The sequence below is a fragment of the Micromonospora sp. NBC_00362 genome, assembly GCF_026342155.1.
GTDB classification, from domain to species: Bacteria; Actinomycetota; Actinomycetes; order Mycobacteriales; family Micromonosporaceae; genus Micromonospora; species Micromonospora hortensis.
Window position 1 is genome coordinate 326,656 of the sequence record NZ_JAPENH010000002.1, and the last position, 19,612, is coordinate 346,267.

18 protein-coding genes, 1 tRNA gene and 2 pseudogenes are annotated in these 19,612 nt (G+C 69.7%); 9 read left to right on the top strand and 12 right to left on the bottom strand.

Features of this window, described 5'->3' with window-relative positions:
• Positions 1–67: 67 nt before the first annotated feature.
• From OG992_RS33400 to OG992_RS33415, 4 genes are read right to left on the bottom strand one after another with little or no spacing between them, the layout of a single operon-like run.
• On the bottom strand, positions 68–2,200 hold the full coding sequence (locus OG992_RS33400; protein WP_266305492.1) for a hypothetical protein: 2,133 nt from the start codon (positions 2,198–2,200) through the stop codon (positions 68–70).
• The gene (locus tag OG992_RS33405) at positions 2,197–3,801 is read right to left on the bottom strand and encodes a hypothetical protein (RefSeq protein ID WP_266305493.1); all 1,605 of its coding nucleotides are present in this window, start codon (positions 3,799–3,801) and stop codon (positions 2,197–2,199) included. Before OG992_RS33405 ends, OG992_RS33400 begins: the two co-directional genes overlap by 4 nt.
• Entirely contained in the window at positions 3,798–4,853 is a 1,056-nt protein-coding gene (locus OG992_RS33410; protein WP_323182027.1) for an Ldh family oxidoreductase, read from the bottom strand. The genes OG992_RS33405 and OG992_RS33410 overlap by 4 nt, the downstream gene beginning before the upstream one ends.
• Positions 4,847–6,376: a glycoside hydrolase family 3 N-terminal domain-containing protein gene (locus OG992_RS33415; protein ID WP_266305495.1), complete on the bottom strand. Its 1,530-nt coding sequence runs from the start codon at positions 6,374–6,376 to the stop codon at positions 4,847–4,849. Before OG992_RS33415 ends, OG992_RS33410 begins: the two co-directional genes overlap by 7 nt.
• 685 nt (positions 6,377–7,061) lie before the next feature.
• Between OG992_RS33415 and OG992_RS33420 the strand changes: the two genes are divergently transcribed.
• Together OG992_RS33420 and OG992_RS33425 are read left to right on the top strand one after the other, a co-directional pair.
• Positions 7,062–8,117, top strand: a complete 1,056-nt coding sequence (locus tag OG992_RS33420; protein ID WP_266305496.1) for a hypothetical protein — start codon at positions 7,062–7,064, stop codon at positions 8,115–8,117.
• 201 nt (positions 8,118–8,318) lie between these two features.
• Positions 8,319–8,492, top strand: a complete 174-nt coding sequence (locus OG992_RS33425) for a hypothetical protein (protein ID WP_266305497.1) — start codon at positions 8,319–8,321, stop codon at positions 8,490–8,492.
• A gap of 426 nt (positions 8,493–8,918) precedes the next feature.
• Here OG992_RS33425 and OG992_RS33430 read toward each other — a convergent pair.
• The 3 genes from OG992_RS33430 to OG992_RS33440 all read right to left on the bottom strand — a co-directional run bounded on the left by OG992_RS33430 (position 8,919) and on the right by OG992_RS33440 (position 10,231).
• Positions 8,919–8,984: transfer RNA gene (locus OG992_RS33430), tRNA-Val, on the bottom strand.
• 543 nt (positions 8,985–9,527) lie between these two features.
• Positions 9,528–9,875 (bottom strand): WD40 repeat domain-containing protein, encoded by a 348-nt coding sequence (locus OG992_RS33435; protein WP_266305498.1) that lies wholly within the window; start codon positions 9,873–9,875, stop codon positions 9,528–9,530.
• Positions 9,857–10,231, bottom strand: coding sequence for a tyrosine-type recombinase/integrase (locus OG992_RS33440; protein ID WP_323182040.1), 375 nt, complete (start codon positions 10,229–10,231; stop codon positions 9,857–9,859). Before OG992_RS33440 ends, OG992_RS33435 begins: the two co-directional genes overlap by 19 nt.
• On the opposite strand from OG992_RS33440, the gene OG992_RS33445 reads away from it, so the two are divergent.
• Complete coding sequence (locus OG992_RS33445) at positions 10,231–12,036, top strand: FtsX-like permease family protein (protein ID WP_266305499.1); 1,806 nt, start codon at positions 10,231–10,233, stop codon at positions 12,034–12,036. The two genes, OG992_RS33440 and OG992_RS33445, sit on opposite strands and share 1 nt — an antisense overlap.
• 113 nt (positions 12,037–12,149) lie before the next feature.
• Positions 12,150–12,720: pseudogene (locus OG992_RS33450) on the top strand (serine hydrolase domain-containing protein); the annotation flags it as partial.
• Here OG992_RS33450 and OG992_RS33965 read toward each other — a convergent pair.
• Positions 12,710–12,958, bottom strand: coding sequence for a CGNR zinc finger domain-containing protein (locus OG992_RS33965; RefSeq protein WP_353962162.1), 249 nt, complete (start codon positions 12,956–12,958; stop codon positions 12,710–12,712). The pseudogene OG992_RS33450 and the gene OG992_RS33965 overlap by 11 nt on opposite strands.
• Positions 12,959–13,700: 742 nt before the next feature.
• On the opposite strand from OG992_RS33965, the gene OG992_RS33455 reads away from it, so the two are divergent.
• The 5 genes and pseudogenes from OG992_RS33455 to OG992_RS33475 form a co-directional block, all read left to right on the top strand.
• Positions 13,701–14,579, top strand: a complete 879-nt coding sequence (locus tag OG992_RS33455) for a hypothetical protein (protein WP_266305500.1) — start codon at positions 13,701–13,703, stop codon at positions 14,577–14,579.
• Positions 14,572–15,072, top strand: coding sequence for a SigE family RNA polymerase sigma factor (locus OG992_RS33460; protein ID WP_266305501.1), 501 nt, complete (start codon positions 14,572–14,574; stop codon positions 15,070–15,072). Before OG992_RS33455 ends, OG992_RS33460 begins: the two co-directional genes overlap by 8 nt.
• A 36-nt stretch (positions 15,073–15,108) precedes the next feature.
• On the top strand, positions 15,109–15,399 hold the full coding sequence (locus OG992_RS33465; RefSeq protein ID WP_266305502.1) for a hypothetical protein: 291 nt from the start codon (positions 15,109–15,111) through the stop codon (positions 15,397–15,399).
• Complete coding sequence (locus OG992_RS33470) at positions 15,392–16,312, top strand: serine hydrolase (protein WP_266305503.1); 921 nt, start codon at positions 15,392–15,394, stop codon at positions 16,310–16,312. Before OG992_RS33465 ends, OG992_RS33470 begins: the two co-directional genes overlap by 8 nt.
• 482 nt (positions 16,313–16,794) lie before the next feature.
• A pseudogene (locus OG992_RS33475) lies at positions 16,795–17,031 on the top strand (ISNCY family transposase); the annotation flags it as partial.
• On the opposite strand, the gene OG992_RS33480 reads toward OG992_RS33475, so the two are convergent.
• From OG992_RS33480 to OG992_RS33495, 4 genes are all read right to left on the bottom strand, one after another.
• Positions 16,985–17,299 (bottom strand): LuxR C-terminal-related transcriptional regulator, encoded by a 315-nt coding sequence (locus OG992_RS33480; RefSeq protein WP_323182029.1) that lies wholly within the window; start codon positions 17,297–17,299, stop codon positions 16,985–16,987. The pseudogene OG992_RS33475 and the gene OG992_RS33480 sit on opposite strands and share 47 nt — an antisense overlap.
• A 131-nt stretch (positions 17,300–17,430) precedes the next feature.
• A complete protein-coding gene (locus OG992_RS33875) occupies positions 17,431–17,628 on the bottom strand; it encodes a hypothetical protein (RefSeq protein WP_323182032.1) in 198 nt (65 codons plus the stop codon).
• Between the two features lie 44 nt (positions 17,629–17,672).
• Positions 17,673–18,476 carry an ABC transporter permease gene (locus tag OG992_RS33490; RefSeq protein WP_266305504.1) on the bottom strand — a complete coding sequence of 268 codons (804 nt, stop codon included), beginning with the start codon at positions 18,474–18,476 and terminating at the stop codon, positions 17,673–17,675.
• Positions 18,473–19,405, bottom strand: a complete 933-nt coding sequence (locus OG992_RS33495; RefSeq protein WP_266305505.1) for an ABC transporter ATP-binding protein — start codon at positions 19,403–19,405, stop codon at positions 18,473–18,475. The genes OG992_RS33490 and OG992_RS33495 overlap by 4 nt, the downstream gene beginning before the upstream one ends.
• Between the last annotated feature and the right edge of the window lie 207 nt (positions 19,406–19,612).

Sequence of the window (19,612 nt, forward strand, 5' to 3'; positions counted from 1 at the left end):
CACATGGGGAAGGCAGGCACGGGTGCAGGCCGCCCGCGCGTCGACGCCGGCGGCCCGCAGTATTTCGTCAGCGTGAGGTGGGTGCCTTGAGCATGGTGGTGGTCGTGGACTTGGCGGCGGCTGCGGCCAGGGAGCCGGCCTCACGGATGCGGTCCCACGTCGGGGTCCGGCGTGTGTAGGGGTCGAGGCCGTGGCGCAGGGCCTGCCGGTGGACGCCGTTGAGCATGGTGTCGTAGTCGTGCGGGGCGCTCCGATGACCTGCGACGTACTGGTGAAGGGCGGCTACGCCAACCTCCGCCACGGTGTGTCCGCAGCGGGCGATGGCGGCGAGCAGGTCGGTGTCGAACGCCAAGCTGTGGTCGGCGGTGAGGGGCAGTGCGGTGCGCAGGGCGGTGGCCGGGAAGGCTTTGAAGCCGGCCTGCGGGTCGGTGGCGTCGAGTTGCAGGAGGTCCTGGACGGCTCGTTGGTACAGCCAGCTGGTGGGGGTCGGGCCGCTGGGCGGGTAGTAGCCGTGGGAGTCGGGGCGGCGGCGGGATCCGATAACGGCACCGACGCCGGGCTGGTCGAGGGCGGCGACGTGGAGACCGAGTTGCTCCAGTGGGTAGGTGAGGTCGAGGTCGGTGTAGGCGAGGAGGGTGCGGCCGGCGCCGACGAGCTCAGTGAGGCCCCAGAGCACCGCACCACCTTTGGCGCTGGTGTCGTCGGGGCGTTGGGCGACAGTCACGCAGATCTGCGGGTGGTCGGCGTCGATCGCGCGGGCGGCGCGGGCGGAGGCTCCGTCGGTGCCTTCGTCGACCAGGAGGAGGTCGGCGTGGGCGTCAGGGCAGGCTTGCAGGAGCCAGCCCAGTTGGGCGATCTTGACGGTGAGTGCGTCGTCGCTGTGTATGGCGGTGAGGCGGTGGGCTTCGGCGCGCATCGGCACGACGATGCCGAGGTCGACGGGGACCTGCCGGGCTAGGAGGGCGGCTTTGGACCGGGCGGCCTTGATAGCGGCGATCAGGCCGTGCAGGTGTAGGTCCGCGGGGATTTGGTCGTGGCGGTTCTTGGCGAGTCCGTGCACGAAGGCGATGAGGAGTTGGTCGTTGTAGTGCGGGAGGGGACTGTGTGTCTGGTGGCCGGTGAGGTGGTCGGCGACCAGGTGCAGCAGCGTGCGGCCGGTGGGGTTGGCGGCCCAGCACTGGTTGGGGGTGGGCGGGGTGTCGGGCGATCCCCAGGTGCTGCGGACGTGGTCGGCGAGCAGGTCGTAGCCGGCCACGAGGGCGCGTTGGGTGTCGTCCCACCGTGCGCCCTCGTCGGTGGACTCGGCTGCCTGCCACGCCTGCTCCCAGCCGCCCGGATGGGCTTCGGCGGCGCCTGCGGCGGCGGTGACGTGCTGCCAACGGCGACGGACGGCGGGCCAAGCGCAGGCCGGGTCTTCCCCCGCGGCGAGGATGTCGGCGGCGTTCTCGGCCAGGGCGAGGGCCTGGCTGGCTTGGGCGGGGGTGTCGGCGGTGGCTGTGAGAGCGGAGTACCACAGCTCGGCGGCCAGCGTCAGTCCCCCGGTGTGGTCGGCGAGGTCACGGATCGTCTGTTCGCGCCGTGCGAGAAGCGCGGCGCGCACCTGGTGATGGCGGGCGCGGTCGAGGGCGGTAGCGCCCGCCAGGTCGATAGGGGCCGTTGGGACGCGTCCTGCGCGCGCCTCGAGCAACGCGAGCAGCCCGGTCTGGGCGGGACCGGCCAGGGTGCCCCCGTCCAGGATCGGAGCCAGTAACTGTCCCAGGATCACCGGGTCCGCTGCGGCGGCGGATGCGCGGAATCGTTCACTGTCGAGGTAGGCGTCGTCGACCAATGCGGGCTGGTGGACGAGGGTCGCCATGGTGCGGGCGAATCGATGACACGCGCCGGGTGAGGTGGCGTCGGGGAAGAGTCTGCCCCGCAGGGCACCGATCGCCTGCTTAGCGTCGGGCCGGTGTGCCACAAGCAGCGCGAGTGAGGTGAGGGGCAGGTCCGTTCGCTCGTCGAGCGCGCGGGCGATCCGGTCGGCGGCCGGCACGGCGGTGATCGACAGCAACGCCCGTACGGTGGCCGGGTCGGGGTCGGCGGCCGTGGCCAGGAGCACGGCGAGGTCGACGTCCTCGTCGTCGTGGCGGTGGTCGAGCAGCGGGGACTGGGCCAGGGGCAGGAAGACGCGGATAGGCGTGGGGCGTGCTGGGGCGGTCATCGGGGGATCCTTCCGGCGACGAGTTCGGCGGCCTGCCGGGCGGTGTGTACCGGGAAGAGCAGGTTCTGGCGCAGGAACGTTCGTTCGAACGGGCTCAGCTTGGCGTGCACGACCGTGGTGCTCCTGGTGATGTCCACCCGCGCGTCATGCCTGCCGATACGTGCCAGGAGGTCCCGGACTGTTTCCTCGTCCGGCGGCTGCGCTGCCGCGCACACCTCATGCTGGGCGGCGGGGCAGCGCAAGCGGCAGTTCGTGGTGGGCTGGTCGTAGTGGCCGTTGTAGTCGGGGATGTGGCTGCCGCGTTCCACCGCTCGACCGCACGAGGACCGTTTCAGGATTGCGGGGCGCCAGTCTGGGGCGACGTCGGCGTACACCTCGTCGAAGGCGGCCATGATCCGCGCTTCGGTGTCGGCGGTGAGCAGCTTCTTGCCGGGGGTGAAGGAGCCTGCTGGCAGGGGCAGTCCGTAGGACATGAAGGAGTGGACGTGGTCGTCGGCGAATTTCAGCCCGCCGAGGACTACGGTGCGGGCGTCGGCGTCCTTGAAGGTCTGCCAGACGTGACGCAGGTGGGCGTCGGTGGTGTTGAGCCCTTCGGCGATCGGCCGGTAGTACGCGAGGACGTTGATCTTCTGGGAGTGCAGGATGCGGCGTAGAAACCGCAGGCGGCGCCCCCGGTTGGGTGGCTCGATCGACTCGGGCATGGCGGCGTAGCAGACGTTGATGTCGAGGTCGACGTGGACGAGGGATTCCAGGCAGTCGATCTGCTCATCGGAGAGGGTGTACTTCGTGATGCACGAGACGCGGTTGGTCAGACCGAGCTGGTCGAGCAGCTGCAATGCGCGCCAGGTTCGCGGCCACAGCTTCGGCAGGAACGCCTCGGAGGTGGACATGTGCAGGCCGATGGGCGTGTGGTGCGGGGTGAACCACGGATGCGACAGCAGCCGCGCCACCACGTCCTCCGGTTCGAGGAAGCCGGTCGGCTCCCAGGAGCCGAGGTAGCCGTCGACGGTGTCGCCTTCGCGCCGGTAGCAGTAGGCGCACATCAGGGGGCAGCCGATGCCGAAGTCGGCGGACATGCCGCCCTTCATCTGCGAGATCATGTAGCTGGTGTTCAGCCCGTCGGGCCCGGCGGTGGCCTGGCTCGCGGCGATCTGCTCGACCGTGGCGATCGGCGCGAATCCGGCCGGGAGCACCGATTTGAGCGCGTGCGGAGCGTCCGGGGTACCGACGACGCCGGGCCAGGCGAAGGCGCAGCGCAGCGCGAATCCCAGGGCGTCGCTTTGGTCCGCGTCGAGGTGGTGGGTGCGGGTGAGCGCGGCGATCGTGCGGGCGGGTAGTTCCTGCAGCGGGATGCGGCGGCCGGTGGGCTCGTGCAGCAGCCGGCCCGCGACGACGTCAGCCAGGGCACGCTCCAGCGCCCCCGCGGCGAGTTCGCGCGCTGCGTTCACGACCGGGTAGGGGTCGGATAGGTCGAGGACGGCTTGCAGGCGGCGGGCGACCTCGGATCGGGCCGCACCGCGATAGAGGACCGGTTGGTCGGCGGCCGGTGGGTCGGCGGCCGGTTGGTCGTCGAGGGTCGGTGTGCTGGTCGGACTGCTCACATCTGCTCCTTCTGTGATCCGGTGGTGGCGTCGAGGGGTTCGGGTTGGATCCATCCGTGGGGAGCACGGACGTTCAGGCGACGGCCGGCCTCGATGAGCGCGGCGAGATGGTCGGCGTCGAGGGCGATGCCGTCCTGGCGGGCCCGGTCGCGCTGGGACCAGGCGCGGTCCCCGGGCATCCGGGCACCCTGCTCGCGCACCGCTAGGGCGACAGCGGCTACGCCGGTGGCGAGCGACTCGGCGACGGCGAGGCGGCGAGGGTCGACCGCTACGACGAGCAGTCCGCGGCCGTCGTCTCCTGCCGGCAAGGGGGTGCTCCCGGTCAGGGCGCCGACCAGCAGTTCCAGGACGATCGCCAGGGCTTGGCCGCGCTCGCCCACGGGCAATAGCGCCACGGCGAGGTGCGGATCGTGGACCCGATTCCCGCTCGCGTCGAGAGCGGACCCGTTGGGTAACGCCTGTCCCGAGCGGGCCAGGTGGTACAGGCGGCCCCACGACATCGCGGCAGCGGCCAGGTCCACCAGCACCGGGCGCTGCCGGTCCGGAGCTGGAACGGCGACCGCCAGTGCGCTGCTGCCCAGGACCGGCGTGCTAGTGCCTCCGATCAGAGCTACGCTGCGCGCGGACGCCTGCGCGGCGGCCACGCCCACCAAACCGCGCCGGGCCAGCTGCGCGGCGGGAATGCCGAGCGCGCCGACATGACCGGCCCGACGAACGGTCACAGCGGCGATGCCACAGCGCCGGGCACGGAGCATCGCCGCGGCGACCGCCAAGCGGGCGGCTACCGGTCCCGGAGCCAGGTCGGCATCCACGACCAGGACCGCTTCCTCGTCCTGCACGATCCGAACCAGGGGACGCGCGTTCAGGTGCCCGGTGCGCAGCTTGTCCAGGTAGCCGGGGGCCAATCGGCTGCCGTGGCCGGGGATGCCGCGAAGGTCAGCCTCCACGTGGGTATCGGCCATCACTCGCGCCCCGGCTCGGGTCATCCCTGCTGCCTCATACAGGCACTGCAGGAAACTGGCGAGTTGGCCGGCCGGAACCCGGGTCACCACGACGCACCGGAGACGGGCACGACACCGTGGGCGCGGCCGTCGCCAAGCAGGACTCGGGCCACCGCGGCGACAGAAGCCCAGTGCGGGCTGAACGCGGCCACCAACACTGGCGCGGGCGAACCGGCCAGGTCGTCCACATCACCGAACGCGACCTGAACAACCCTCCGCCCGCACTCAACGAGCCGTGCGGCCTCCTGGGCAGCTCTACTCGGACCCGCCGTTCTGGTGCGGGTGTCGTAGCCGTACACGATCACCGGGCCGGCTGTCGGCACTGGAGCACCGACCGGCACCTGCACCACACGGTGACGCGCGGCTAACAGCGCGGGCAGATAGTCCGGCGTTAAGCGGGCACTGTCGGCGCGCCGCTGCCCCTCGTCAGGCACCCGCACCAAGGCCAACACCTTGCCGGACGGCACGTCCACCGGAAGGAGCCGGTCTCCACGCACCACCGCCACCGAACGGTCAGCTACCCGTTCCGCCGCACGCCAGGCCGCCGCATTCGCCGACGGCCAGTCCGGCCAGACCGAGCCGGGCGTCAGGCCGTATCGCCGGTGCAGCTTCTGCACACGGTCCACTGCCTCGCCGATGCGCTGGCGGTCGATCACGCCCTGGTCGACCGCCGCCGTCAGCGCCCGCACCACCTCCGTGCGCTGCCGAACCGCCGCCGTCCGTGCCGTCAACGAGCTGCGCCCCCGGGAAACCTCCGAATCCAGCATCACGATGTCCACCCCGGCGGCCACTGCGGCGACCGCCGCCCGGGCCAGCCCGCCGAGCGGCTCATGTACCGCCTGAATCGACAAGTTCTCGCTCACCACCACACCGCCGAAGCCCAGCTCGTCGCGCAGCAGGCCAAGCACGCGCGGCGATGCCAACGCCGGCTTGTTGTCCACGGCGAGCACGGTGTGACTGCCGACCATCACGCACGCCACCTGCGCGTCAATCGCCGCTCGAAACGGCAGCAACGCACCTTGGCCGAGTCGGTCGACCACCGGCGCGACGTGGTGCGGGTCCCCACCAACTCCGCCCAGACCGGGAAAGTGCTTGGCCGTCGCCGCGACTCCAGCCGCCTGCGATCCGCGTACGAACGCTGCCGTCAACAGCCCAACCCGTTCAGGATCGGAGCCGAAGGAGCGAGCGCCGACCGCGGCAGCCGCCGGCCACCCCGTGGTGTCGCACACCGGCGCCAAATTCCAGGTCAACCCCACCGCCCGGAGCTGCTCACCGATCATCGCCCCTGCCAGCTCGGCCAGGTCCTCGTCCCCCGCTGCCCCGAGCGCCAGATTTCCTGGCAACTGGGCCACGCCTGGCCAGTCCAGCGCGTTCAACCGGCCGCCCTCCTGATTCACGCTCAGCAACAGCGGCGGCGAACCGGCTGAGTTCTCGCTCGCCGTCCGGGTGACCTGGCTCAACCGCGCCGGGCCTGCGACGATGGCTTTACTGATCCGGCCCGGCTCACTACCGGCCTGCTCGTGCATTGACTGAGCGCGATCGTCGGGCTGTAGGGACATCCGGCCGGGGCGCACCAGCAGATCAATGTCAGCGGTAAGGACGGGATCGATTCCTACCGGCTGGCCGGAAAACGGACGTGGCATGGCAGCTCTCCCTTGCGACCGCAGGTCGACTAGTGGGCATCAACGGCAGGAATCCCGGAGTGACAACCGAGGCCCTGGCCGTGCCCACACATCGACCTTTGTCGGTTCAGAGCGCTTGGGGCAGGCATTGACGGAGTGCCATCGGTGTCGTTCGCCTGGAACCTGGTGCGGATGGTGCGCTTCGTTCCCCGCCACTGACCGTGGCCGCTACTGTCAGGCCCGCGGCTGCACTACCGGCACCCGGAAGGGGGATCCCACTGTGGAAGCCGAACCCACAACATCCCGCGCCAACCAACGGCTGGCCGGCCTGCTCCGAGGGGCGCAATGGGGACCGGAGGCCCTCGTGCGACGAATCAACTCCGCTCTGGTGGCCCGCGGCAGCACCCGCAGAGTCCACCCCAAAACCCCCTACAAATGGGTCTCAGACGGCGCTGTGCCACACGGTGACATACCCGAACTCGTCGTCGAGGTACTTTCCGCCAAGCTCAGAATCGACCTGATGTTCGAGGATGTCTGGGGGGTAAGCGCCCCGCGTTCGCATCCGGCGCTGCCGGCGAATCACGCGATGGATCTACCCTGGGACAGCAACGGACTGCTCAGCCTCGTAGGAGGACCCGTGCCGACCCGTCGCACCTTCATCGGTGTCACCGGCGCCGCGCTCACCGCCCCCGCGTGGGCCGCGCTTCACCAGCCACATCCAGACCTGATCGCGGCTGCCGGAGACGGCGGACCGGTCACCCCACCGCTGCTGGACATGATCGACACCGTCGTCGCTCAAGCACAGCAGCTCGACGATCAGCAGGGCGGTGCCGCCCGCGGCTTCGTCAGTGACCAGTTCGCCGCCGTGGCCCGGCTCCTGCGCGGAGCTTCCTACAACGCGGAGGCCGGCCGCCGACTTGCCGGCGCACTAGCGCAGCTCGCCCAGACCGCAGGGTTCATGGCGTTCGATGCCAACGAGGACGGCCTCGCCCAACGCTGGTACCTCACCGCTCTCCGCGCCGCGCACGCCGCTCGCGATCCCGGCCTAGCCGCCAGCATCCTGGCCCTCATGTCCAACCAAGCCGCCGACCGAGGCCACGCCCTCGACGCCCTGCAACTCGCCTCAGCAGCCCAAGAATCAGCGGCAAAAACCCCGCCCGCGGTCCGCTCACTGGTAGCCGCCCGCAGCACCCTCGCCCACGCCGTCGCCGGCGACCTCACCAGCTTCTTCCACACGCGCGAGAACACCCTCGCGCTCCTCGACACCGCCCCCGACGCCCCACTGCCCCTGTGGGCGTCGTACATCGATCGGGTCGAACTGGACGCGATCACCGGCCGAGGCCTCGTCGTACTGGCCGAGCAGGTGCCGATTCAACGGCCGACGCTCATTCGCCAAGCTGAACGGCTGCTCCACGCCCGCGCGCACACCAGTCCAACCGACTCCCCGCAACGCTCCGCACTACGCCACGGCGCCTGGCTCAGCCTCGCACACAACGCCGCCGGCGACCTCGACCTCGCGGTCAGCACAGCCCGCCTCGCCCTTGGCCGCCTACCCGCCGTCAGCTCCGTGCGCAGCGTCGCACTACTACACCGACTTCACGACGAACTCGCCCCCGCCGCACCGCGCTCACCAGCGGTCCGCGACATCCTCCGCGAACTTCGTAAGTTGCCGCGGACATCACCCGCACGGTGATCACTTCGAGAGGTCGTGCAGGCCTCCTGCGCGCGGCATCACCGCTGCACACGCACCAGGCCTCCTCACCGTGCTCGCATCCGCCAGCTGCTTGACGTCGCGCAAGAAGCACGCCGCACATTTCCCTGGCCAATCCAATGTCCGCAGGCGGATCGCCTATGCGTGACCTGAGCAGGCCATCCCGCGTCGCGAAAGGGGTCTGTGACTGCCATCGATCCGGTATTCGACCGTGTGCCGGAGCGCTACTACACCCACAATGAGCACCGAGGCGGAACCCTGCACCGGTCCGCCAAGGCCGCCGCATGGGTCGAACTCGCGTTGCTCATCCCACGGCTAATCGGCAGCGGCCACAGCGCCGAACAGGTAGAAGAGTGATTAGCGCAGCTTCCCGCATGGACAGCGACTGACTGCCAAGTCCGGGCCCACTTCGCGGCACGGAACGCAACGACGTGGGCCCGCCAAGTCCCGGCAGAGCACCGCACCTGGGTACACGACCTCGCAATGTGGACGGGCGAGTGGGCGGACCACCGGCCCGCGGGCCGGCCAGTCAGCCCGTGAACCATGACCCGAGGGCACCCTCTCGTGATGTGGGCACCGGTACCGGTATGACTAGCTTTTCAACTAGGCAGCAGGCCTCACTCGGGACCGCAAATCAGGTCACTCAGCCGGGCGGGTCCATGCCGGTCCGAACCGAGAACCAGCCGCGCTGCTCCCAATCTGCTCCAAATGTAAGCTGCACATACGGCAAAGCCCGTTACCGGCAACCCCGGCAACGGGCTTCTGACCTGCACAAACTGAGAGTGGGCGATGCTGGTATCGAACCAGCGACCTCTTCGGTGTGAACGAAGTGCTCTCGGGCCGCCTTCGACGCCGGCGCAGGTCCCGCACTAGTCACCGGTTGGATTACCCAAACTCAGGCCGAACGGACACGAGCCGAAGCTGATCTTCAAGCGATCCAGCAGACAGCCACGCGGGATGAGCCGCTCCGAGTTCGCCGAACTAGGCCGAGCGCTCGGCGACATTTCCATCGTGCTGCGTGACGCCGACCCCGACGGCAAAGCCAAGGCCTACCGGCAGTTAGGCCTCCGACTTACCTGCCAAGCCGAAACACAAACGGTGCGCGCTGCAGTGGATCTCAGCGCACACCGTGGGCAAAAAATTTGTGTCCGAGGGGGGATTCAAACTCTTGCACGCATCATATGGGCACCATTTCGGGGTGCACATGCTGATAGCATACGGTACGGCCAGGGTTGACTCAAGCCCGCACGCTCATTACCTTCCGCAACCATGCATAGCAGTTCGGGCGCATTTGGGTCGCCGCTTGTCTTGGGCCTCGCTCTATCATCGAGTGGCAGGTTTGAACGCGTGGCCCATCAAGCTGGAGCCGACCCGCCCGCGTTTCGGTGAGTCTCAGTCGGTCGACGCTGACGGCAGCCCGTATCGCTCGCGTTCTTCGGCAGTCAGCGCTCGCGGTTCTCGGTCTTCGACCGAGCGCTTCGCGTGACCACCGCATACATCCCAGCTTAGAATCCTGCCGTCGCTGTAGGTGACAATGAGGGTGTCTTGCCAGGAGAGGCTGCGAACTATCCCGTCTGGCGTGTCGAGCACGCCGAGGGGCCGCCCGTCTTGGGTGTGCCAGATGTAGAGCATTTCATCGTCGCTGATGGATGCGAGCAGGTTTCCGTCGGGTGACCAGCTAAGTTGACGGACGGCACCTGTGTGGCCGATACAACGCATGCTTACGTGCTGCTGCACCACGTTCCAGATCTAGATCTGGTTGCGTAGGCGCGGGCGATGCCGTAGCCGAAGTGCCGTTCCACCCAGGTGAGCGTGGTGTGGCGTAGCCAGTGTGTGGACACTCCGTTTACGGCGACCCACGGCAGGCGCTCGCCGAGGCGTTTCCACAGGTGGTCGTAGCGGCGGCTCGTGATCGGTTGACTGGTGTGGTTGCGCAGGAGCGCGTCGGTGAGCAGGACCGCGCCTCGGGCGCGGGCATGCTCGTGCAGGTGTTCGGCGAGGTCGAGGGTGATCGGTTGCCACCGGACGGTGGCGCCTTTCTCGGTGAGGCGGACGAGTCCGTTGGTGGTGTCCAGGTCGACCAGGCGCAGGGCCAGTGCGCCGCCGCGGCGCCACCGGCAGCCGGCCCGGCGTCACCGCCGACCAGCGCGCCCAACTCGACGACCTGGCCGCGATGTTCGGGATCATGTCGGCGGTCTCGGCGTTCATGGCGCTGTTCGTGGTCAGCAGCACGTTCGGCTTCGTCGTGGCCGGCCGCCGGCGCGAGCTCGGCCTGCTGCGCCTGGTCGGCGCGACGCCAGGGCAGGTGCGCCGGCTTCTGCTGGGCGAGTCCCTCGTCGTCGCGGCCGCTGCCACCACGGTCGGCGGTCTGCTCGGCACGGCGCTGGCCCCCGCCGTTCTCGGGCTGGTGGAGGCCATCGGGATCACCACGCTCGACCTTCGGGCGCCGCGCCCGTGGATCGCCTGGGCGGTCGCCGTGCCCACCGGTGCCGTGATCGCGCTCCTCGGGGTCTGGCGATCCTCGCGCCGCGCCGCCCGGATCGCCCCGAGCGCCGCTATGCGGGAGGCCGCGATCGAACGGACCCGGCCGAGCATTCTCCAGCTCGCCGTCGCGACGCTGTGCTTCGGCGGCCTGGTGGTGGTGGTCGTCGTCGCCGCCGACATGCCGCCGCTGTTCGCCCTGGTCGCCTCCATCCTGCTGCCCGAGGTGGTGGTGGTTGGCCTGATGAGCATCGGCCACGCCGTCATCCCGCGGCTTGCCGCCCTGCTCGCCCGCCCGTTCGTCGCCCGGGACGTCGCGGCCCGGATGGCCCGCGACGAGGTGCGTGCGGCCGCCCGCACCACCGCCGCGGTCGCCGCCCCGGTCGTGGCCATCTCCGCCATCGCCGGGTCGCTGCTGCTGTCCCTCAGCTTCACCGCCGACTGGACGAACGCGCAGGACCGGGCCCGGCTGCGCGCACCGCTCGTCGTCGAGGCGGACAGTCCGGCCGCAGCGGCGGCGGTCGCGTCCGACAAGGCCGTCGCGATCGCCGACGTACGCCGGCAGGGCATGCTCCAGCGTGACGAGGAGGGCCGTCCCGGCGTGCGCAGTGAGGTCGAGATCCTCGACCCCGTCACCGCCTCCGCCGCACGGGGCCTGACCGCCACCCGCGGCACCCTCGACGACTTCCACGGACGCGTGGTGGCGGTCACCGCCACAGGGGTCATCGACGCCGGCGTCGGCCTGGGCGGCACTCTTCCGGTCTGGATCGCCGGCGAGCGGGTCCCGTTGCGGGTCGTCGCCGTCATCCCCGACGCACCCGACCTGTACGGCGATGCCGTCATCCCGGCCGGCCTGCTCCCGCCCGCAAGCGAACGTGCCACCGGGACGGTCTTCGTCCTACCGCGGGCCGACGCCGCCGCGGCGCGCGTCTCCCTCCAGCGCACCCTCGCCGGCACCAACAGCCGGATCCTCGACTCCGGCGACTGGATCGACGCCACCACGGCCCAGACCCGCCAGGCCAACAACCTCAGCCTCACCATCCTGCTCGGACCGGCCGGCCTCTACGCCGCCATCGCGATCGTCAACGCCACCCTCATCGGCGGATCCCAGCGGCGCCGGCAACGCGACCTGGTCCAGTTCCTCGGCGCGACCCCCGACCAGGTCCAGCGAGCAGCCATCTGGCAGGCCGCCCTCGTCGGCGGCACCGGACTGCTCCTGGGCGGTGCCACCACCCGGCTGCTCGGCTGGCTCGTACGCCGCGCCATCACCGCCGACCTGGTCGGCATCGCGGTGCCCATCACCATCCCATGGCTCCCGCTGCTCGGCATCGGCGTCACCTGCGTGCTGCTCACCGTGGCCGCAGCAGCGGCCGGTATCCGTACGCGCAAGGCTCCACATCTAGCCGGGAACGCGCCATGAGCGTGGATCCCGGAAGACTTCACGGTGTTGCATCCTTCCGACAGGAGATCCCGATGTCCCGTGTTCTTCCCCGCATCCTGGCGGCCCTGGTGACCGTCGGCGCCGGCCTAGTCGCCGCGCCCGCGGCCAACGCCGACACCTCCCCCCGTCCAGCGCAGTGTGGACTCGCTGGTCTCCCAGGACCGGTTCCCCGCTGTGCTGGCGTCGGTGCGGCAACCCGACGGCCGTACCCGCAACTACACAGCGGGCGTCGCGGACCTGCGCACCGGAGCGAAGATGCCGGTCGACGGGCGGGTCCGGATCGCCAGCAACACCAAGATGTTCACCGCCACGGTGGTGCTCCAGCTGGTCGGCGAGGGCAAGGTCGGCCTGGACACACCGGTCGAGACGTACCTCCCGGGCGTGGTCCGTGGTCCCGGCATCGACGGGCGCACCATCACGGTCCGGCACCTGCTGCAGCAGACGAGCGGCCTGCTCGACTACGACGAGGCGATCTTCGCGGACTTCCCCAAAGGACTCAACACCTACTACGAGCCGTACGAGCTGCTCCGGGCCGCCTTCGCCACGAAGCCGGAATCCGCGCCGGGGGCCAAGTTCGTCTACAGCAACACGAATTACATCCTGGCCGGCCTGGTGGCGCAGAAGGCGAGCGGCCGCCCGATCGGTGAGCTGATCACCGAGCGCAGCACCCTGATCGGGCCCGGCGGCGGCGGAAAGCCGCCGTCCGGGTCCGGTTCTGGCAGGTGAGCGAGCAGAACCGGCGGTGACCGGCCGGTGAGGCATCGGCGTAGACGTCGGCGCACCTCTCGTCCGCGCAGACTCCGAGGCGGCCCGGGTGCGCGGCCAGATGGGGCCGCAACGCGAGGGCGGCCGCCGCCAGTCCCGCCCGGTCCGGGTCGTCAACCGACCAGGACTCCCGCACCCGGCCGTCGGCCGGTCGGGATCAGAAGGTTAGGGGTTCGAGTCCCTTCGGGCGCACAAGATCAAGAGAGGCCTGGTCTGCGGTAGCGCGGTGATTCCGCGGATTCCTCGCGTGAGCTTGCCCGACTCGCGGAGGGTGCGCAGTGCTGTCCCGGTGTCTTCGAAGGCGCTCAGCCAGTCGCTGGCGATGCCGCCTGCGCGTGCTGCGCCGAGCAGGAGGCGGTGGACGTCGGCGGTGAGATTGGTCCACGCTCGGGGTTCCTGGGTGGGCGCTGGGCTTGCCAACGTCCGGCACTGGTCAGCGATCTTGGCCCAGACGTCGCCTTGCTCGTTGATGTCGAGGCAGGTGGCGCGCATGAGCGCGGTGCACAGGATGAGTGCGTGTGCCCGCCGGTCGTCGGGATTGGCCTCCGAGCAACCCACGGTCAGCCTGCGCGACGCCCAGCGAGCTACTGCGAAGAGCGGCGCGCTGTTCCCAGCAAGCCGCACATCCCTTCAGATACGACGCCTAGCACTGGCGGAACGAGACGCGCCTGCCGCCCTTCGCCCTTCCGCGGTAGCGCCCCTGGCAGGGAAAATCTAACTCTGTGTTGCTGGGCGCGCGCGTACTGAAGGCACCCCCGTCAGTCGACGGGGGCGACTGAGAATTCGCGCCGAAACGCGGTAACCAAATCGGCTGGCCAACCCGTCAGGTCAGTGACGGATCGCCACTGCGGGCGGTCGGCCGAGGAGGGATAAGGGACATGGGCGACGTGCGTGGGCATTTGAGGGACGACCTGGCCCAACATCCCGCCCCGCCGTTGGGTGACCTGGTCCAGCAGTCGGTGGTGCAGGGCCGCCGAATTCGTCGCCAGCGCCGCCTGGCGCAGTTCGGCGTCGGCGGAGCGGCGTTGGCGATGCTGCTCGTGATCGGCCTGGCCGCCGGGTCGCTCGGCGTCGGCGCGGATGACGTCGGTCAGCCCGGCGGGGCGAACGTGGGCTTGCCGAGCGGATCGGTCGACACCGCCACGCCGTCCCCGGCCGATTCCCCAGATGGCACCTCGGGCGGGTTCGAGCAGGGCAGCGGAGGGGACCCCCTTCAGTCAGTGTCGCCGACTCCCTCGACCACGGTGATCGACACCGTGGGGATCGGGGCGGGGCCGGACGGTGAGCTGCTGACCGCCACACCGCAGGGCGCGCTGGAACTGCTGACCCGGCTTCTACCCAGGGGGAAGACCAGCGATTACGCGAGTCTGGAGAGCAGCGGGGCCGGCCCCGGCATGCCGTCGGTCCAGCTCTACCTGGACCGAGGCGATGGGCCGGGCATGCTGCGGTTCTCCATCTACCGCGACCGCCTCGGCGGCGACCCTGCCCCGGGGACGGTGGAGCTGACCGAAGTACCCGACAACTGCGTGCAGACCCAGACGGTCACCGTTCACCACCGCGCTGGCCTCCAGGTCGATCTCATGATCTCCACCTGTCTGGCCTGGGATGCCAAGGGAACTGTGCCGGCACCGCCCGTCCTCTCCGTGAAGGAGGCGACCGAGATCGCCGCGAACCCGACCTGGGGGACGAAACTGCCGGCCGAGTTCGTCATCAACGGTGCCAAGAAGTTCCCGAAGCTGGCCCGGTCGAATGGCTGACGAAGACTTCGTGGAGTTCGCGCAGGCGACCGCCGGCCGGCTGCGCGACGCCGCGTTCCTGATGTGCCGCGACTGGCATCTCGCCCAGGACCTCACCCAGACGACGCTGGCCAAGGTGTACGCCAACTGGAGGCGGGTCCGCCGGGCCGACGACCCCCACGCGTACGCCCGCAAGATACTGCTGCGCTGCATGATCGACCAGCAACGGCGTCGCTCCAGCCGCGAGTTGGCGATGTCGGCGCCGCCGGAGCGCAGCGAGGAACATCCGGCCGAGCTGCGCATGACGTTGCTGGACGCGGTCGCCACCTTGCCATTGCGGGACCGGGCGATCATCGTCCTGCGCTACTGGGACGACCTGAGCGTGGAGACAACCGCCGAGGTTGTGGGCGTCTCCACTGCCGTCGTCAAGAGCCAGAGCATGCGCTCCCTCAACCGCCTGCGTGAGGTGCTCGGCGAGACCCGTTCCGAGCTGTTCGCCGAGGAACGCCATTGACGGGTTCCGACTGTCGCCGGGGTGCGGGGAATCCCGGTGGTGTCGAGCCGGCGGCTGGCAACCGCCGCGCCGGTGCTGCGGCGGCGACGAGCGTGCCGCCACGCGTCGTCGGCTGAAGCGCCACCTGCTGTGGCAAGTATCCACTATCTGGAGGGCACCGGCATGCTCGTTCGAGGTCGCATCGCGCATGCGGACACCCCGAACACCGTCACGTACTTCGTGATGCTGAGACGAGGCGAGACGGTCTCGACGGTCCGCCTGCCCGATCCGGGCAGCCAGGTCGTGGTGGATCAGATCGCCGCGAGGGCGGTGGCCCGCCTTGGCTGAGCGGAGTCGGCAGCTGCCGCGACGCTGGGTCATCTCCGCGGCCACCATGTCGCTGGCCGGCGTCGCGACGGCCGCCTTCGGTGCCACGCGCGGCCGCGACGGCGACGGAGCCGGACCATCGCACAGTTCTTCCCCTGCCAGTCCGATCCCCACGACGCCGGCCATCGACCGGATCGACCAGGCGAGAACGCGCATCAAGGCCTACGTGCAGCGATACGACGGCCACCTGGCGGTCGCGGCACTGGACCGACAAGGAACGGCTGCGGTGACGGTCGGCGCCAAACGGTTCGAGACCGCCAGCATCGTCAAGGTCAACATCCTCGCGGCCCTTCTGCTGCGCCAGAACCCGCCGGGAAAGGCCCTGAGTTCTGACACCCGGCGGTTGGCCGAGGCCATGATCGTGTCCAGTGACAACGACGCGGCGGTCGCCCTGTGGCAGCGGATCGATGGCTCGCGCGGCCTCACCGCCGCCAACCGCGCGCTCGGTCTGCGTGAGACGAAGCCCAACTCGCAGTGGGGACTCACCACGACAACTGTCGCCGACCAACTCCGTCTGCTGACCGCGCTCACGTCACCGACGGGACCGCTGACCCCGCAGGACCGTACCTTCGTCATGGGCCTCATGAAGAAGGTGATCCCCGAGCAGCGATGGGGAGTCACCGCCGCGCGGGAGCCGGGCAGCCGTTCCGACTACGTCAAGAACGGCTGGGACACCGCCGACGTCGACGGGGGTCGCTGGCTGGTCAACAGCATCGGACGGATCGTCGAGGCCCGTCACGACTGGCTCATCGCCGTGCTCTCCGATCATCACGTGAGCCAGAAAGAGGGCATCCGCGTCGTCGAGAAGGCCACCACGTACGTGCTCAAGGAGCTGCGCGCCGCCACAGCGGGCGACGGCCCTTCAAAGGGGTAGGCCGCAGAACCGAACTGCCCCACGTCGGCTACCACCTTGACGAGGTCAGTCGGCGTACACGATCAGCGCTTTCCACAGTGCCCACCCCCGGCCGCGCGCCCCCATGCCGTCTTCGGCCTTGCCTGGCCAGACTCATCGGTTCGTAGCTGGTACCCATCGGGCAAGCCTCACCTTCGAGCCGACGGCTTCACCGCAGAGGTGAGGTGGCGAGGGGTGCCCGATTTTGGGCCGCGCACCTGCTCGGAGGGTTCACTCGTGCTGCGCGCACGGCATCACCCTTGTGATCTTGGTTGTAGGCAGCTCAGTCTGTGACGTTGCCTGTCAACTAACAGTGGGCGCACGCGGGCGTGACTCTCAGTCAGGACGCGATTGTGAAGACGACGAATTGGTCGATTGAGGCTGGTTGCGCGCTGCGTGGCCGGCCTCGTTGTCGTTGATCAGGGTGAGGGGTTGTTATGGCGTAAGGGCATCTGGTGCTTCGTATGCGCAATGTTCAGCCGTCGTTGTGGGAGTCGGTGCTGCCGGAGGCGTGCCTACTGCTGCCGGCTGAGCTGGCGCGGGTCGATCAGTGGCTCGATGACGAGCGGTTCCTCACCCCGATCAAGGCGTATTTCTCGGTGCGGATGGGCCGGCCGAGTGTGCCGATGGAGACCTACCTGCGGTTGATGTTCCTCAAGCACCGCTACCGGCTGGGCTACGAGTCGTCGTGCGGAAAGCTTCCGCCCGGTTGGCCACCTTGAGCGTGCTGACTGCGGCAGAGAGGTGGTTGCGGACTGAGCCGATCGACAGACTGGTGCAGTGCGACACCTCGGAGACCGGCGTGGCCAACTCAGCCGGCCGCAGGACGTCCAGCTCGCGAGGGGTCAGCGGGCACTCGGGGGCGGTCAGCGCGTCGGCCGCGAGCGCCGGGTCGACGTAGCGCCCGCCGCCGTGCACGCGGCGGATCACCTCCGCCAGTGTGCCGCCCGGAGCGGAAGCCTCTGGCACCCGCGGTCAGCGCGCCCGATACAGATGCGGCGGGCGGCCGTGTCCGGTGAGGATCACCACCTGGCAACCGGCAGGACGCGGGCCAGCTCGGCGCTCACCTCCGTGCCGTTGGGCCGGCATCTGCAGGTCGATCACGGCGACGTCGGGGCGTGGGCGCGAGCGGCGGTAGCCGCGCCACGCCCGTCGGATGCCTCGGCCACCACCTCGATGTCGGGCTCCAAGCCGAGCGGGGCGGCGAGCCCCGCCCGGATAAGATCCTCGTCGTCGGCCAGCAGCACCCGGATCACCGGCCCCGCGCCGTCGCCGCCCATGATCATCCGCACCGTCACCTCGTCTGGACCTCTCCCATGGTGCACCATGGGCTGGCGTCGGATCAGACGTGCCGGGGCTCCCACCGGAAGAACCGGCGGGTCAGCCAGGCGCCGATGACCAGCCACACCAACAGCACACCAGCCGAGGGCAGCGCGAGCAGATGACTTTCCCAGAAGCCGAGCGCCCGGCCCCCGTCGGTCTGTGCCAGCCACCCGACGCGCAGCATTTCGGTGAACGGGCCGGTCGGCAGGAACCACAGCACCCTCTCAATCGGCGCCGGCAGCGCGCCCAGCGGCAGCAGGGCACCCGGGGTGGCCAGGAAGATCACCATGGACGGCAGGGTGGTCAGCATCGCGGCCTCGGAGCTGCGGGTGACCGCGGACAGCACCGCGGCGAAGGCGGCCATCACCGCGGCGCCGAGCAGCAGTGCAAGCAGGATCACCAGCGGGTGCCGCGGCACCGGCAGGTCGAGCACCAGGATGGCATAGAGCGCCAGTACGGCGGTCTGCGCCAGGAAGGTGAGCACGGTGCTGCTGGCGGTGCCGAGCAGAATGGTGCGGTCGGACGGCAGACCCACACGCATCCGCTTGAGCACGTTCTCCTGCCGGCGCGAGGCGTAAACGGTGGTCAGGTGGTGGTGCACCACGAAGACCATGATCAGCGCGGTCACGCTGACCACCCGGCGCACTCCGGGGACCGTCTGGCCGCCGTATCCGCTGGTCAACAGCAGCCCGATGAGCAGCGGAGTGACCACGGAGAGGGCGGCCGCGGTCCAGTTGCGCCGCAGCGCCAGCAGCTCCACGCGCAGCAGGGCGAGCATCTGCCAGGACGGCCGCGCCGCCCGATCTGTCGTGACGGTGGTCATCGAACTTCCTCACGTTCCGGTCGGTGACCGGCGTTATCGTGCTCGCCGGCGATGTTCAGGAAGACGTCCTCGAGGGTGGCCGGGCGCGCGGAGAGCCCGTACAGCCGCACTCCGGTGGCGTTGGCCCAGTCCAGCAGCCGGGAGAGGTCGCCCTGCAGGTCGCGGGTCTCGTAGGCGACGCGGTCACCGTCTACCGAGAGCGTGCCGTGCGGCAGATCGGGCAGGTCGGACCCCTCCGGTGAGCGGAACGTGATCCGCGCCGGCAGCGTGTGCACCACCTCCTCGGGCGTCCCGCGAGACACAATGTGCCCGCCCTGCATGATCGCCACCCGGTCGGCGAGTACCTCCGCCTCTTCGAGGTAGTGCGTGGTGAGCAGGATGGTGGTCCCGCCCGCCTGCAGCTCGCGGATGACATCCCAGGTGCGGCGCCGCGAGGCAGGGTCCATGCCGGTGGTCGGCTCGTCGAGGAAGAGCACCTCCGGCCGGCCCATCACGGCCAGCGCCAGCTCCAGCCGCCGGCCCTCGCCGCCGGAGAGTTGCTCGACGGCGACGTCGGCCCGGTCGGCCAGCTCCACCGTCTCCAGCATGTCGCGGGTGGTGCGCGGGCGGACGGTGAGCGCACGCCAGGACTCGATGGTCTCGCGTACGGTCAGGGCGCCGGTGAAACCGCCGTGCTGGAGCATCACGCCGGTCCGCGGACGCACCTCGGAGCGGTCGGCGATCGGGTCCAGGCCGAGCACACGCACCTCGCCGGAGCTTGGCCGCTGCAACCCCTCGAGCGCCTCGATTGTGGTGGTCTTGCCGGCGCCGTTGGTGCCCAGCAGGGCGAACAGCTCGCCCCGGCCGATGGCCAAAGACACCCCCCGGACCGCCTCGAACTTCCCATAGCTGCGACGCAGCTGGTTCACTTCAATAACGACGTCTTTCATGACTTCAGCCTGTCCATCCGGGGACACAATGCCAATCCCGTGTTGTCATGATTCGACCGTGTCGGTTGCACGGGTCACCTGTGCACTGAGCCCGCCCCGGCCGTGATCCTTTCCGGCGCGGTCATCCGGGTCCAGGGGGTGTGTGCCAGAGCCGACATCCAGCAGCGCGGGCCGATCGACGTCCTGCCCGACCGGACCGCCAATACC